The organism is Lacrimispora amygdalina (assembly GCF_003432035.1).
GTDB classification, from domain to species: Bacteria; Bacillota; Clostridia; order Lachnospirales; family Lachnospiraceae; genus Lacrimispora; species Lacrimispora amygdalina.
In genome coordinates this window covers 93,413-107,913 of sequence record NZ_QOHO01000049.1, presented here as the reverse complement: position 1 = coordinate 107,913, position 14,501 = coordinate 93,413, and the positions used below count along the sequence as shown (strand labels likewise).

At 44.7% G+C, this 14,501-nt stretch carries 13 protein-coding genes; all 13 read right to left on the bottom strand.

The features are described 5' to 3' along the window. Positions 1-222 precede the first annotated feature (222 nt). A complete protein-coding gene (locus tag DS742_RS15730; RefSeq protein WP_117417930.1) occupies positions 223-1,077 on the bottom strand; it encodes a MurR/RpiR family transcriptional regulator in 855 nt (284 codons plus the stop codon). A gap of 74 nt (positions 1,078-1,151) precedes the next feature. Then, the gene (locus DS742_RS15725; RefSeq protein WP_170313482.1) at positions 1,152-2,054 is read right to left on the bottom strand and encodes a DMT family transporter; all 903 of its coding nucleotides are present in this window, start codon (positions 2,052-2,054) and stop codon (positions 1,152-1,154) included. Then, entirely contained in the window at positions 2,035-3,603 is a 1,569-nt protein-coding gene (locus DS742_RS15720) for a metallophosphoesterase (RefSeq protein WP_117417928.1), read from the bottom strand. Before DS742_RS15720 ends, DS742_RS15725 begins: the two co-directional genes overlap by 20 nt. Positions 3,604-3,814: 211 nt before the next feature. After that, positions 3,815-4,393: a 4'-phosphopantetheinyl transferase family protein gene (locus tag DS742_RS15715; protein ID WP_117417927.1), complete on the bottom strand. Its 579-nt coding sequence runs from the start codon at positions 4,391-4,393 to the stop codon at positions 3,815-3,817. A 17-nt stretch (positions 4,394-4,410) separates the two neighbouring features. Beyond that, complete coding sequence (locus DS742_RS15710; protein ID WP_117417926.1) at positions 4,411-5,058, bottom strand: MBL fold metallo-hydrolase; 648 nt, start codon at positions 5,056-5,058, stop codon at positions 4,411-4,413. A 186-nt stretch (positions 5,059-5,244) separates the two neighbouring features. Continuing rightward, positions 5,245-6,543 carry a phosphopyruvate hydratase gene (eno, locus tag DS742_RS15705; RefSeq protein ID WP_117417925.1) on the bottom strand — a complete coding sequence of 433 codons (1,299 nt, stop codon included), beginning with the start codon at positions 6,541-6,543 and terminating at the stop codon, positions 5,245-5,247. Between the two features lie 19 nt (positions 6,544-6,562). Beyond that, positions 6,563-8,203 (bottom strand): FAD-dependent oxidoreductase, encoded by a 1,641-nt coding sequence (locus tag DS742_RS15700; protein ID WP_117417924.1) that lies wholly within the window; start codon positions 8,201-8,203, stop codon positions 6,563-6,565. A 12-nt stretch (positions 8,204-8,215) separates the two neighbouring features. Further along, positions 8,216-8,779: an alkyl hydroperoxide reductase subunit C gene (ahpC, locus tag DS742_RS15695; protein WP_117417923.1), complete on the bottom strand. Its 564-nt coding sequence runs from the start codon at positions 8,777-8,779 to the stop codon at positions 8,216-8,218. A 225-nt stretch (positions 8,780-9,004) separates the two neighbouring features. Further along, complete coding sequence (locus DS742_RS15690; RefSeq protein ID WP_117417922.1) at positions 9,005-9,247, bottom strand: RDAC family protein; 243 nt, start codon at positions 9,245-9,247, stop codon at positions 9,005-9,007. Between the two features lie 8 nt (positions 9,248-9,255). Continuing rightward, complete coding sequence (gene trpS / locus DS742_RS15685) at positions 9,256-10,347, bottom strand: tryptophan--tRNA ligase (protein WP_117417921.1); 1,092 nt, start codon at positions 10,345-10,347, stop codon at positions 9,256-9,258. Between the two features lie 67 nt (positions 10,348-10,414). After that, entirely contained in the window at positions 10,415-12,853 is a 2,439-nt protein-coding gene (locus tag DS742_RS15680; RefSeq protein WP_117417920.1) for a homocysteine S-methyltransferase family protein, read from the bottom strand. Positions 12,854-12,880: 27 nt separating this feature from the next. Further along, the gene (locus DS742_RS15675) at positions 12,881-13,525 is read right to left on the bottom strand and encodes a vitamin B12 dependent-methionine synthase activation domain-containing protein (RefSeq protein ID WP_117417919.1); all 645 of its coding nucleotides are present in this window, start codon (positions 13,523-13,525) and stop codon (positions 12,881-12,883) included. Between the two features lie 70 nt (positions 13,526-13,595). After that, on the bottom strand, positions 13,596-14,453 hold the full coding sequence (metF, locus tag DS742_RS15670) for a methylenetetrahydrofolate reductase [NAD(P)H] (protein ID WP_117417918.1): 858 nt from the start codon (positions 14,451-14,453) through the stop codon (positions 13,596-13,598). Positions 14,454-14,501 lie beyond the last annotated feature (48 nt).

The following is a 14,501-nucleotide window of genomic DNA, read 5'->3' as shown; positions in this document are numbered from 1 at the left end:
TACGATTGCTTTATTTCGTCAATAAGTTTGTTTGAGAAATATTATTTCTTATATCATTTCGGCGCTTTGCACAATTAGTAATAAATCAAGCCAATTTTTTCTTTTGTTTTTTGTGCTATTTACCCATATACCAGTGTTCCCAAAAGAAACAGCTGCAATTCATTCTTTCCATCAAAAAAAAGAACCTTTCGGTTCTCCTTTCTGATTTTTTCAGATTGTCTATTATTTTTTATCATCTGAGATTGCAATTTCATGGCGTCTGATATGATCATGGGAATTCTTTTTACTGACTGACAAAAAGAGATATAAAATTTCCACCACTGTCGTTGCCGAAACCCTGGAAAAACAAAATTCACCCAAAAGAAGCTTTTCCCTGGTAGCCGTCGTGATGTGACGGTCGCAGGCCTGTCCCAGAGGGGATGAAGGGTTATTCGTAATTGCAATGGTTGGTACACGGTTTTCCTTCGCCACTGCCACAAGAGTCATGAGGCGTTTGGAAAAGCCGGAGTTTGAAATGATAATGACCGCATCCTCCGGTCCCATATTGCAGGTATATGCCATCTGGGTTTCCCAGATGGTCCCTGAAACAGCCGCTATCCCCAGTTGATTGAACTTAAAGGCGCCGTCGAGAGCCACCGGAATGGTATTGCCCACAGCCACCAGCTGAACCGATCTGGCTTTTTCCACAATGGATAAGATCTTCTCAAGTTCTTCCGGGTCCATCATGGAAATGGTCTGAGTCAGCTCAGTGACCTTGTTAGCCAGGATATTCTGAAGAGACTGGGCTATATTTTCACGGCTGATGTCATTGGAAATCTCAATGGAATTTCCCCGTTCCTCAGCCACCTCTTTTGCCAGATTAATCTTTAGATGGTGAAAACCATTAAATCCGCATCTTCTGCAGAATCTGGAGACCGTCGCATCGCTTGTTCCGCTTGCCAGAGCCAGTTCTGCCACCGTCATGTCAATGATATCACTTTTATTTGAGAGAATAAAATCCGCAATCTTTTTCTCTGCCTCAAAAAAAGAATCATAGGATGAGCAGAGAACACCGGACACACTTATACTTTCCTGCATATATCGTTTACCTCTAATTCATGTAATATTATTTCATCATTATAAAGGATATGAAATAAAATGTAAAGTATGGACTATTCTTTCCCGGATGTCAGAAGAAAGACAGTAGATATAATGCACACAAATCCAAACAGATCCATAAATCCAAAATTAACTCCCATAAAAAGAACAGAGAACACAGTAGCTGACACAGGCTCTACCGACGCCAGCAGACTTCCCTTCTTAGGGCCCACACAGTTTACGCCTTCCAGATAACAGGCAAATGCGATCACCGTGCCAAACAGAATAATAATCCCCATGAAGGCAGCTGCTGCCGGATCAAGCGGTACCGTCTTCTCCCATGGGCGGAATATCAGGCTCAGCAGAATTCCCCCAATAAGCATTCCCCATGCTGCAATTACCATAGATCCGTACTTTTTTAAAAGCCTGCCCGGCTGGGTGGTGTAAACCGCCAGAGCCGCCGCAGAGCAGAGCCCCCAGAAAAGAGCCTGATCTGAGATGGCAAGGCTTCCCGGTTTTCCGTGAGTCGCCAGCAGAAAAGTTCCTGCCATGGCAAGTGCTGCAGCGAGAAGTTCGTGTTTCTCCGGTATTTTCCCCGCACGCGCAGAAACATATAGCATAATGAGAACAGGACCTATGTACTGATGCACAGTCGCTGTGCCTGCATTGGAATAACCAATCGCTGTAAAATAGGTATACTGGCACATCGACATCCCCACCATGCCGAAGATTAATAAATCTCTTGTATCTTTGCCGTCTTTATAAGGTGCAAAAATCTGCTTCCCCTGTTTCAGAAAACAGAAAAACAGCAGCAATAATCCCGCACACAGCAAGCGTACCGGAACCAGCCAGTCGGAAGCCAGCCCTTTTACCTGTAAAAGATACTGCCCGCAGGTTCCTGAAATTCCCCATAAAACCCCGCCCGATATAGTAAATACGCTTCCCCTTCCAAGGCTTTTATTCACAGTCATTTTCATTGCTGTCATCCTCTTTCGTTTCTTGTGTTGTGCCCTCCCAGGTATTATGATCCGATGACGTATCTCTTAAAATTTCATCGATTTGGGCAAACAGGCGGCTGTCCGGAAGATTCCTCTGCCACAGCCGGTATGCAGCGGTGGATTTAATCTCTTTTGCATCTATGGGCTTACCCGCGCAGTAATCCCTGTTTAAATCTCCATACAGCATTGCCATCTGCTCAATCTGCTCGTTCGGAAGATTCTTAATCTGGCTGCTCACCTGCTCATACACCACGTCTTTTAAGCTTTTTTCTGCATACCCGTTGAAATGAAGCAGATTTTCATCCATCGTGCCGGTTTTCTTTCCCCAATCCTCCACATCTGTCTGTTCCGTTGTATAAACCAGCCGGTTATCACCGGTCCAGTTCAGAACACCGTACTGGTTAGGGCTGATTGCAAAGGAATTGGCCACGACTTCACTGATGTGGTAATCCGCCCCCTTTTCGCCAGGCTCCCGCCTGTAAGTTTTGGTCTTCTGTAAATGAAGATGACCGCTTATGTAGAGCGGGACTCGGAAGCTTTCCAGCAGACTTACCACTTCCCCGCTGTTTTCCAGCGTACAGTCCTGCGGATATAAGATGCTTTCTTTTAAAAGGTTATGGTGGGCAATTACCACCACCGTTACCCCCAGTTTTTTTGCCTCTTCCAGCTGGGTCTTCATCCAGCCAAGCGTCTCTTCCTTAATTCTTCCCCCCACCTTATTATAAGGCTCATACTGGGCGGAATCCACCATAAGAAGCCAGTTCTTTTCGTCCAGTTCATAGACGTAGCTGAGAGAATTCTGATCCAGACTCCTGGCCTGGTCATATCCAAATCTGCGGTATATATCATAGAAATCCTTTGCACTGGCTTCCTGAACCGGTTCCTTTTCTTTGCCGAAATAGGACGCTGCCGCATGATTGTTTATATCATGATTTCCAGGTATAACAAGGACCTTAACTCCCTTTTCTTCTAAAGCCGTTAATTTTTCTGCCAGAGCCTCATGTCCCTTTTTTTCTCCGTTTAAAGTTAAATCTCCGCTTAAAATCACTGCTGTTGGCTTCTTTTTCTCCATCTGGTCCGTAAATGCATCCATAATCTGGGGAATATAGCGGACCACTTTTCCGTCATCCCGTTTTTCCAGTTCACCAAAAGCTTCGCCGTAATCCGTCAGCTCCGGTGAAAAATAATGGACATCCGATGCAATCACAATGACAGGAGGCACATATGGTTTAACCTTCTCTTCCGGTTCTTCCCACGTCATTTCGGGCTGAACCGCCGATGCACGGTGTCCCTCCACTTGTGCATCTTCTTCCTTACCGGTACTCTCTCCGGCTACTGCGTTATCCTCTGTTTCCGGTTCTTCTTCTGTATAAGGTACTGCTGTGCTTTCTATAGGCGCCTTGCTCCCGCCGCCTTTTTCTACATGGGGAGAATTCAGTTTCTGTATCAGCAGGACAATAAAAAAGCACAGCAGCAGCATAATCATATAAATACAAACCAGAAGTATATTTTTCTTTCGCTTATTCATCTGATTCCATAAAGTTCCTCTCTGGTTCTTCCGGTTCTCCACATGGAATCATAGCACGTTTTTGTTCAAGGAGCAACCCTGGTGTTTAATGAAATACTGCTGTTTTTAATACCACCGCGGCAATCTGCTGCTGTCAATCTCTTCTTTCATATTAACTCTAAATACAGGAATTCCAACACCGATCATATGAGTTTTCCCGTGAAGTCTTACTTCAAACGGATATTGTGATCTCCGTCTGCTCAAATGAACATATGGACAATATATATCTTTTCTTCACACAATACTGTACCACCTGAACTCCGGGAACAGAGCATGTGACACCCACCGGCTCCAGGTGAAAGGAAAAATCCGTAAGGGGAATGGTGATCCCCCACCCTGCTGCTTTCACATAGCTCTCCTTTAACGTCCAGATCTTAAAAAAGAAAGCAGTCCGTTCCTCTCCCTTAAGCTTTCCATACTGCTCTTTTTCCTGATCTGACATCACTTTCCGTATGATCTTCTCTGAAAATGGGCGGATTAATTCCACATCAATGCCCACAGGCACATCTCCCAGAGCACACGCAGCCAGTCCTTCCGTATGGCTGATGTTATGGTAAATATGAGGATAATCCTTTAATTGGGGCTTTCCGTGCCTGCCTTTTAAAACAGGAACAGGAATGCCGTCACCATACTCAATCCCATAGTCTTCCTTCAGACCCTTTCGTAAAAGAAGCTCTCCCTCCTGGTGCTCCCTTTCGTGCTTATTCTCTCCCTCTGCCAGATCAAATTCTTCCACGTAAATTTTTATCATCTTAAAACATCCTCTGTTTAATTTTCTGTCCGGCTCCAGGTTCTGTTTTCTGCCGGATTTCCGTGGCAGAAGTAAATTTTTCTTGCACCAAGAGCACTGATTTTCTCCGCACTTCTTATCATGGCTTCCTGGTCACAGTAAATCATGGGAAGTCCCGGATAAAATAAGTTCATCAGGGCATCTCCCACAAATACAGCCCGCTTCTCCAGTTCCAGCCCGATGGAGCCTCTTGTATGGCCGGGAAGTTCAAGGATTGTCCCGTCAATGCCATATTCATCCAGCCGGTCTCCCTCTTTTAAAAAAATATCAGGTGTAAAATCAGAAATTACCGATTCTTCAAAGTTTTTTGCTGCAACATCGGCGACTACCATCCCTAAAAGCCCCTGATAAGAAACAGGCTCCTTAAAATTATCCTTAATAATCCCCATATCATCTCTGTGAATTGCCAGCGGGGCTTTCAGCTCTTTTGATAAATGAGCCGCATTCTGAACCTGTTCTATATGACCATGAGTCAGAATTATGAGTTCTACCCTGTGTTTTTTGCACTGGTTAAAAATCTTTTCTTCAAAGCCTTTTCTTCCGGTATCGATCAGAATGGCTCTTCCGTTTTTTTCTATCAGATAGCAGTTTTCACTCCCGCACCTGATTCTTTTTATTTCCGCCATCTATCATTCGCCCACTTTCCCATACATTCCCACTTACTCCCCTTTTTATAACGGGTATCACTGTTCATTCTATTGAAAAAGTGTCTTTAATATTCCACCGTTTTCATAAGCATATCATTTATTTCCTGATACATCAAGAAAAAAGACCTGCAGGCTTTTTTACCTGCAGGTCTCACTTACTCTTATTTATGAACGGCGGATATGAAATGCATCCATTCCGGGGTAAACAGCACTCTCACCCAGTTCCTCCTCAATCCGGAGCAGCTGGTTGTATTTTGCAACACGCTCGCTTCTGCTTGGGGCTCCGGTCTTAATCTGACAGGTATTTAACGCCACAGCCAGATCTGAAATGGTAGTATCCTCTGTCTCACCGGAACGATGGGAAGCAATGGCAGTATAACCTGCACGGTGAGCCATCTTAATGGCTTCCAGAGTCTCTGATACAGATCCGATCTGATTGAGTTTAATGAGGATGGAGTTGCCGCATCCTTCTGTAATGCCCTTTTGCAGACGCTCTGTATTGGTTACAAATAAATCATCTCCTACCAGCTGGATCTTGTTTCCAAGCTCCTTTGTCAGGAGTTTCCAGCCATCCCAGTCCTCTTCATCCAGTGCATCCTCAATGGAATAAATGGGATACTTATCGCAAAGCTGTTTCCAGTGATCAATCAGTTCCTCAGAAGTATAATGCTTACCGGATTTGGGAAGAACGTATTGTCCCCTGCCTTCCCCTTTCCACTCGCTGGAAGCAGCATCCATGGCAAGTACAAAATCACGTCCCGGCTCATATCCTGCTTTTCTCACGGCCTCCAGAATAAGTTCAATGGCTGCATCATCACTCTCTAAGTCAGGAGCAAAGCCTCCCTCGTCACCCACTGAGGTGGCAAGATTTTTTGCCTTTAAAATTGATGCCAGACAATGGAACACTTCTGTACACCAGCGAAGACCTTCCTTAAAGCTTGGAGCACCTGCAGGCATAATCATAAATTCCTGAACATCTACGGTATTGGCCGCATGAGCTCCTCCGTTTAAAATGTTCATCATGGGAACAGGAAGGCGGTTGCCTGTGATTCCTCCCAGGAACCGGTAAAGGGGAACTCCCATGCTGACTGCTGCTGCTCTTGCACAGGCAATGGATACTGCAAGAATGGCATTGGCTCCCAGTCTGGATTTATCCGGTGTCCCGTCAGCTGTGATCATGGCCTTGTCTATTCCATAGATATCGGATGCATCCATGCCCACCAGTGCATAATGAATGACCGTATTGATATTGTGAACTGCATTTAAAACACCTTTTCCGCCGTAACGGGTCTTATCCCCGTCTCTTAGCTCCAGCGCTTCAAACTCGCCGGTAGAAGCTCCGCTTGGCGCTGCTCCTGTGGCAATGGTTCCATCTGCTAAATGAACCTCCGCTTCAACGGTTGGGTTTCCTCTTGAGTCAATAATTTCTCTTCCAATGACCTTTTCAATTTCCAGATAATTCATCATGATTTCTCCTTTTCTTTTATATGCTTTCCAGAACGGTCAGAAGTTCCTCTACGGACTTCTTCCCAAATTCTACAATCTCATCATTTATAATCATACAGGGAACACTCATAATCTGATATCGTTTCTTTAATTCCGGATAATAAGCCAGATCATAAGTCCAGGCCTTCACTTTCCTGCTGTCAGTCGCAATTCTTCCCGCAGACATAACCGTGGTCGGGCACATGGTACAGGATAATGAGACTGCAATTTTAATATCAAGCTGTTTTTCCAGCCTTTGTATCCTGTCAGTTTCTTCTGAAGAAAGGGACTGTCCCGGTCCCGCTGCATTATATAATCCTATAACAAAGGAATTAAACTCGTGGCCTCCCGGAATTCCGTAAAAGCGGATTCCTGTTTCCGTGCCGTCTTCATTTAAAACGCACAGGGCCGGAAGCGCCTCATCAGGTTCTGTCTTATCCGATACCTGTTCTGTGATGGTCTCCACTTTATCAGAGATCCCTGAAAGTTCCTTTAAAAAGGATTCCATTTCATTTGAAAGCCGGCTTTGGTCTAAAAGTGCCTTTACAATAACTTTTGTCTGAAACTTCTGAAACAGAGCTTCTAACTGCTGCCTCATTTCAGAATTGATAAAATTCTCATCTCCTGATTCCTCCGGCTGCTTTGTATTCACATTTCTGTCCTCTGCTTCCGGTGCCGGCTCCCTAGGTGACAAGTTTAACTTTTCATATATTTCAGCAACATATTTCTCTAAAGAGGTTGCTGCAACCGCTCCATCGGAGACAGCTGTAACTACCTGCCTTAAATTTTTGATACACACATCACCGGCTCCATACACTCCCGGGATACCGGTCATCTGATTTTGGTCTGTAATAAGATATCCATGGCTGTCAAGCTCCAGCTTTCCTTTTACCAGTCCGGTATCCGGCACATAGCCTGCAAATACGAAAATACCAAAGGATTCACCCTCCGGCGCTTCATAGCTCCACTCTCTTCCGGTCTTACCATCTCTGAACCGGGCCGTTCTTAACAGTCTGTCTCCGGCAGCTTCCACAATCTCTGTCTGATAATGCACTTCAATTTTCTCATGATTCTTAGCCTTATCGGCTACGGAGGCGGCACAGGTAAAATCCTCTTCTCTTACAATAATGGTGACCTTTTTTGCATATTTCGTGAGAAATACAGCTTCCTCTGCCGCTGCAAATCCGCCTCCAATTACAAATACATCCATCCCGGTAAAAAATTCACCGTCACAGGTTGCACAGTAAGCCACTCCTCTGCCTTTGTACTCTTTCTCTCCTGCAAACCCCAGAGTTCTGGGGTTTGCTCCAAGTGCAAGAACAATTCCAAGCGTCCGATAATCACCTTTATCCGTTTTAACAATGCGGATATCTCCGGAGAAATCAAAGTCTGTTACTTTTGCCATTTGAAATTCTGCGCCAAAGCTTTGGGCCTGGATGCGCATCGTTTCTGTCAGCTCTGTACCATCTGTCTTCTCTATTCCAGGATAATTCACAATTTCCGATGTAATGGTTATCTGTCCGCCGATTTTTTCTTTTTCAAGAACCAGGACCTTAAATCTGGCTCTGGCTGCGTAAATGGCTGCGGAGAGACCTGCAGGACCTGCGCCTACAATAATTACGTCATAAAGTTCAGCCATAAGATCCCGCCTTTACAAAAGCCCTACTAAATCCAGACTGGGTTTTAATGTCTTTTCTCCTGGTTTCCATTTCGCAGGGCAAACCTCATCTCCGTGTTTGGCAACGAACTGGGAAGCTTCCACTCTCCGGAACAGCTCCTCTGCATTTCGTCCCACATTGCCGGCGATAACCTCATAAGCCACGATCACGCCTTCCGGATTCACAACAAAGGTTGCCCGTTCCGCCATGCCCGATTCCTCAATCAGAACATCAAAGCTTCTTGCCAGCGCACCCGTAGGATCTGCAAGCATGGGGTACTTAATTTTTTTAATTGTCTTTGAAGCATCATGCCATGCTTTGTGAACAAAATGGGTATCACAGGATACGCTGTAAATTTCACAGCCTGCCTTTTTAAAATCCTCATATTTATCTGCAAGATCTTCCAGTTCCGTGGGGCAGACAAACGTAAAATCCGCCGGATAGAAAAAGAATACGGACCACTTTCCCAGAACATCCTTTTTAACCACTTCCTTAAATTCTCCATTTATAAAACTCTGTACTTTAAAATCACTGATCTCTTTTCCAATGAATGACATACGATATATCTCCTTTCCTGATGGCTATACTCAATTAATATGGCTTGTTTCGATTAAATTTATGAGTTAGTTATTGCTAATTCATGGTATAATTATAGCATAGTTTACCAGAAAATTCAATAAATAATATTGATAATAATTATTATTTTATTTTAAGCCAAAAAAACCGGAGAAGCGCAAAGAATTTTCTCCTTTGCAGCCACTCCGGCATTCCAGTTTCCGGAGCTAAATCATCCAGAAGTTTGTCTTATCTTCATTATACTCCAACTGAAAACGCAGTTTCTTAAAGTACGCTTCCAGTATCTCATAAAGCGCCTGATACTCCTTTGTTCCATTGCTGTCACTAAGAGATTCCACAAAACAGGATTGTTTCCCGCAGGCATCTCTTAAATGGATCTTAAATTCCAATCCGCTGTCTTTTAAAAGCTGATTGCATTCCAGTATCTCACCAAACGATACGATCTTCATGGCATCCTCTATTCCTGGCTTTTAAACCGCTTTGCCTGTTCCCCGATCAGTTCCATATCGTCAAAATAGTTGATCTTCATGGCTTCCTTTACCTCTTTTAAGGTATCTGCAGCCACTGCTTCTGCTTTCCGGCTTCCCTCTTTTAAGATCTGGTATACGTAAGGAATATCTGCTTCGTATTCTTTTCTTTTTTTTCTGATGGGTTCTAACTCCGCCTGCAGCACGCTGTTTAAGAATCTCTTTACCTTAACGTCTCCAAGTCCGCCTCTCTGATAGTGTTCCTTCAGCTCATCAAGATTCTTGTAATCCGGTAAATATTCTTTAAAATCTTCTTCCCTGCAGAATGCGTCCAGATAGGTAAATACCGTATTGCCCTCCACCTTTCCGGGGTCGGAAACCATAAGGTGGTTGGGATCTGTGTACATGCTCATCACCTTTTTCTTAACCTCATCTTCCGAATCGGATAAGTAGATACAGTTTCCAAGGGATTTGCTCATCTTGGCCTTTCCATCTGTTCCGGGAAGGCGCAGGCACGCCTGATTGTCCGGAAGAAGAATGTCTGGCTCAACCAAAACATCTCCGTAAACGGAATTGAATTTCCGCACGATCTCCCTTGTCTGTTCAATCATAGGTTCCTGATCTTCACCTACAGGAACTGTGGTTGCCTTAAATGCTGTAATATCGGCTGCCTGGCTGATGGGATACGTAAAAAAGCCCACAGGAATGCTGGTCTCAAAATTCCTCATGGCAATCTCCGATTTCACGGTAGGATTGCGCTGAAGTCTTGAAACGGTTACCAGGTTCATATAATAGAAGCTAAGCTCTGTAAGCTGGGGTATCTGAGACTGGATGAACAACGTGCTCTTACTGGGGTCCAGTCCGCATGCAAGATAATCCAGCGCTACCTCAATGATGTTCTGACGAACCTTTTCCGGATTGTCCGCATTATCCGTCAATGCCTGGGCATCCGCAATCATAATAAAAATTTCGTCAAATTCGCCGGAATTCTGCAATTCCACCCTGCGCCTCAGAGAACCCACGTAATGTCCGATATGAAGCTTTCCGGTGGGTCTGTCCCCCGTTAAAATAATCTTTCCCATTTTGTACCTCCAGATATATTGTCAAGTTTTATTGTACCATTCATTCGATATTTGTCAATGAGGCACCTTATTTTACTTCAAATATATCCTCTGCATAATTCACGGATGCCATGGCATCCCTGCAATACTGGTCTGCACCGATTGTCATGGCATACTCTTTTGTAAGAACAGCACCCCCAACCATAACCTTCACAAAAGGCGCCTCTTTTCTTAACTGCCTGATTGTCTCTTCCATGCTTGGAACCGTGGTGGTCATGAGGGCGCTTAATCCCACCAGCTTCACATTCCGTTCTATTGCTGTCTTTACAATGGTTTCAGGGGGAACATCCTTTCCAAGATCCAGCACCTCATAGCTGTAATTTTCCAGAAGGACCTTTACAATATTTTTTCCGATATCGTGGATATCTCCCTTCACGGTGGCAAGAATCACCGTTCCCTTTTTCTTTTCCTCTGCACCGCTTTGGGCAAGTTTTTCCTTAATGACCTCAAAAGCCGCTTTTGCCGCCTCAGCGCTCATTAAAAGCTGGGGAAGAAACACCGTTCCCTTTTCAAAGCCTTTTCCAACCTCATTCAGTGCCGGAATCATTTCTTCATTAATAATTATAAGAGGCTCCCTGTTTTCAAGCAGTTCCGATACAGCCGAATAAGCTCTGTCTTTTAATCCTTTTTTTATACTGTCCCGCAAGGAGAGGTCTTTTCCGCTTTCTCCTGAAGCTTTCTGATCTCCCGCCTGTCTTTTTACATCACCAAGGACAGCCACATTTCCGCTGTAGATGCTGATATAATTGCTGCACTGGGGATCTAAATCAGCAAGAACACGGTAACTGTAATAAGAGCGCATCATTGCCTCTGAATTGGGATTAATAATAGCGGCGTTTAACCCGTTTTGCAAAGCCATGGTAAAGAATGCGGCATTGACAATCTCTCTCTGAGGCAGACCGAAGGAAATATTGGATACTCCAAGTATGGTCTTTCCTCCTAATTCATCCCTTACCCGTCTCACAGTCTCAAGAGTAGTAATAGCTCCTTTGTTGTCAGAACTGACTGTCATACATAAGGCATCAATGATGATATCCTCTTTCCCGATTCCATACCCGGCTGCTGTGTCATAGATCTTTCTCGATACAGCAATTCTTCCTTCCGGAGTTTCCGGAATTCCGTCTTCGTCAAGAGCCAGTGCTACCACTACTCCTCCGTACCGCCTTACAAGAGGGAAAATCGCTTCCATTACCTCTTTCTTTCCATTGACGGAATTGATAAGAGGCTTTCCGTTATAGATTCTCATGGCACGTTCCATGGCAGTCATATTGGAGGTATCAATCTGCAAAGGCAGGTCTATAATGCTTTGCAGTTCTTTCACCACTTCTACCATCATGGATGGTTCATCAATCTCAGGAAGTCCCACGTTTACATCAAGCACATGAGCACCGTTATCCTGCTGTAGAACGCCCTCTTTTAAGATATACTCCAGGTTATGATCCTTTAATGCCTGTTTAAACTTTGATTTACCCGTAGGATTAATACGTTCTCCAATTATTACAGGATCCTTATCTATGACAACTGCCTGGGCATAGGAAGAAATGACCGTCCGGTTCTTTTTCTTTGGAAGCCTGGCCGGATTATCCCTGCACAAAGCAACCATCTTCCGAATATGCTCCGGCGTGGTTCCGCAGCATCCGCCGATGATGCAGGCCCCAGCATCCGCTATTTCCTTCATCACTGTGGCAAATTCATCCGCATCGATGTCATAAACCGTCTTGCCGCCTTCACTCCTTGGAAGACCGGCATTGGGATTTACAATAACCGGAAGGGATACCACCTTCATGATGTCCTCTAAAATCCCCTTCATCTGAACAGGACCAAGACCGCAGTTAATTCCCAGTGCATCCACTCCAAGACCTTCTAAAAGAGCCACTGTGGACTCCACATTTCCGCCGGTTAAAAGCTTTCCTTTGTCATCAAAGATCATCGTTACAAAAACAGGAAGGCTGCTGTTTTCTTTCGCTGCCAGAACCGCTGCCTTTGCTTCATAGCTGTCGCTCATGGTTTCAATGAGAATGAGATCCGCGCCTTCACGCTCTCCGATTCTTACCACCTGGGAAAACAGCTCATAGGCATCTTCAAAATCAAGATCTCCCAGAGGCTTTAAAAGCTTGCCGGTAGGACCGATATCAAGGGCAACCGCTCCTTTTTTTCTTCCCTCAGGATAAGCGGCAGTATTCACCGCCTCCTTTGCATTCTTCATGGCAGCAGTTACAATCTGCTCTAAATCAAATTCCTTATCCTGATTATATTTTAAACCATTTGCACCAAAGGTATTGGTTTTAATGATATCCGCACCGGCTTCCAGATAATCTCTGTGAAGCTTCACGATTAAGCCGGAATGCGTTACATTCCATGTTTCCGGCAGTTCACCCGGTTTTAAGCCGTTGGCCTGTAAAAGACTGCCCATTCCGCCGTCAAAAAATAGGATTCTGTTTTTAAGTTCTTCTAAAATCGCTGTCATACATTCCTCCATCTGCACTCAGTTTCTTTACTGTCTCCGGTATACACAGTCCAATTTCTCGCAGGATTCGCACCCTTTTATCTCACACCGGTAAGGCTTTTTGCTGGCTCCCATAACTGCCGTCACGGATTTGGAGGGAGTCATAAGCAGGCTTTCCGTAAGCATAATGCCGATCCGCTTGGGTGTTTCCAAAACTGCTGTAATCTCTTTTTGACATTCCAATGAAAAATCACCGTAGCCCGGACTGAATCTGGGTCTTAAATAGAGGCCTTTTTCCTCATACTCCTGTTTCAGCTTACGGTTTACCCCGTCGCAGTATTCTTCAATCACTGCAGCGGCAGCAGCCTGCATGATGACTGCCTTGCTCATCTGAAGTCTGGTGTATTTGTGAAGCAGTACATCCACACCGGTTCCCAGTGTAGCAGCAAATAATATGACTTCTTCACAATCAGCCAGATTCCGGCTTAGATTCCGGCTTCTTGTCCGGAACACGGTAAAATCAATCTCATTTTCAGGCAGCAGTGTTAAGGGATATGACCTGTAAATGCTTTTTGGTGATGCAGCAGCCAGAAGTTCTTCCAGGGCTTCTTCGATCAATGCACTTACCTGCTCATCGCCTTCCTTATTGCCATATCCTAAATATCTAAGAATCTCCTTCCGGCTGATCTCCATTCTTATCCCTCCGATTTTTCCTGTTAAAACAGGTCCGCTCTTTTCAGAAACGGACCTGCTGCTTCACGGATTACAGTATCTCCGAAAGATTTTCCTTGATTTTTAAGGCTACATCCGGCTTATTCATGGAATAAACATGGATGGCATTGACACCGTTTGCAATTAAATCAATGATCTGCTCCGTTGCATAAGCGATTCCCGCCTGCTTCATCGCTGCCGGATTCTCCCCGAACCGGTCAACAATGGCCTTAAAACGGGTGGGCAGATAGGTTCCGGACAGCTGGCAGCTCCGTATGATCTGCTTTACATTGGTTACAGGCATAATTCCTGCAACCACCGGAACTGTAATTCCCTTTTCCCGTATACGGTATAAGTAATTGTATAAGATGTTATTATCGAAAAACATCTGCGTGGTAACAAAATCACAGCCTGCTTCCACCTTCTGTTTCAAATAATCCATATCAATGGTTTTGTTTGCCGATTCCACATGGCCTTCCGGATAACAGGCAGCACCAATACAGAAATCCCCTGTTTCCTTGATTTCCCGGATCAGCTCGGAGGCATAGTTGTATTCCCGTTTATCAGGCGCATCAGGCGGGATATCTCCTCTTAATGCCAGCACGTTTTCTATCCCTGCGTCCTTTAGCTCACCCAGCACCTGACGTACCTTTTCTTTGGTTGAAGACACACAGGTTAAATGGGCCAGAGCGGTTACATGATACTCATGATGAAGCGCGGAAGCAATATCTACGGTATATTTACTGGTTCCTCCGCCTGCGCCGTATGTGACGCTCATGAATGCGGGATGAAGTTTTGCTATTTCAGCAGCAGCCTTTTCAACAGAATCATACTTATCCTCTGTCTTGGGCGGGAACACTTCAAAAGATAAGGTCGGCTGTCCCTGGCTCAATATATCTGTAATCTTCATTCTGTCAATCTCCTATCCTCTGCTTCTTTTATTTTAACACTTTACCAT

Excerpts from the sequence above, each read along its gene's own strand:
- DS742_RS15730 (WP_117417930.1), bottom strand. The coding sequence starts at position 1,077 with ATGCAGGAAAGTATAAGTGTGTCCGGTGTTCTCTGCTCATCCTATGAT.
- DS742_RS15715 (WP_117417927.1), bottom strand. The coding sequence starts at position 4,393 with ATGATAAAAATTTACGTGGAAGAATTTGATCTGGCAGAGGGAGAGAAT.
- DS742_RS15725 (WP_170313482.1), bottom strand. The coding sequence starts at position 2,054 with ATGAAAATGACTGTGAATAAAAGCCTTGGAAGGGGAAGCGTATTTACT.
- DS742_RS15710 (WP_117417926.1), bottom strand. The coding sequence starts at position 5,058 with ATGGCGGAAATAAAAAGAATCAGGTGCGGGAGTGAAAACTGCTATCTG.
- eno (WP_117417925.1), bottom strand. The coding sequence starts at position 6,543 with ATGAATTATCTGGAAATTGAAAAGGTCATTGGAAGAGAAATTATTGAC.
- DS742_RS15675 (WP_117417919.1), bottom strand. The coding sequence starts at position 13,525 with ATGGAGATCAGCCGGAAGGAGATTCTTAGATATTTAGGATATGGCAAT.
- DS742_RS15690 (WP_117417922.1), bottom strand. The coding sequence starts at position 9,247 with ATGAAGATCGTATCGTTTGGTGAGATACTGGAATGCAATCAGCTTTTA.
- DS742_RS15680 (WP_117417920.1), bottom strand. The coding sequence starts at position 12,853 with ATGACAGCGATTTTAGAAGAACTTAAAAACAGAATCCTATTTTTTGAC.
- trpS (WP_117417921.1), bottom strand. The coding sequence starts at position 10,347 with ATGGGAAAGATTATTTTAACGGGGGACAGACCCACCGGAAAGCTTCAT.
- DS742_RS15720 (WP_117417928.1), bottom strand. The coding sequence starts at position 3,603 with ATGAATAAGCGAAAGAAAAATATACTTCTGGTTTGTATTTATATGATT.
- DS742_RS15700 (WP_117417924.1), bottom strand. The coding sequence starts at position 8,203 with ATGGCTGAACTTTATGACGTAATTATTGTAGGCGCAGGTCCTGCAGGT.
- metF (WP_117417918.1), bottom strand. The coding sequence starts at position 14,453 with ATGAAGATTACAGATATATTGAGCCAGGGACAGCCGACCTTATCTTTT.
- ahpC (WP_117417923.1), bottom strand. The coding sequence starts at position 8,779 with ATGTCATTCATTGGAAAAGAGATCAGTGATTTTAAAGTACAGAGTTTT.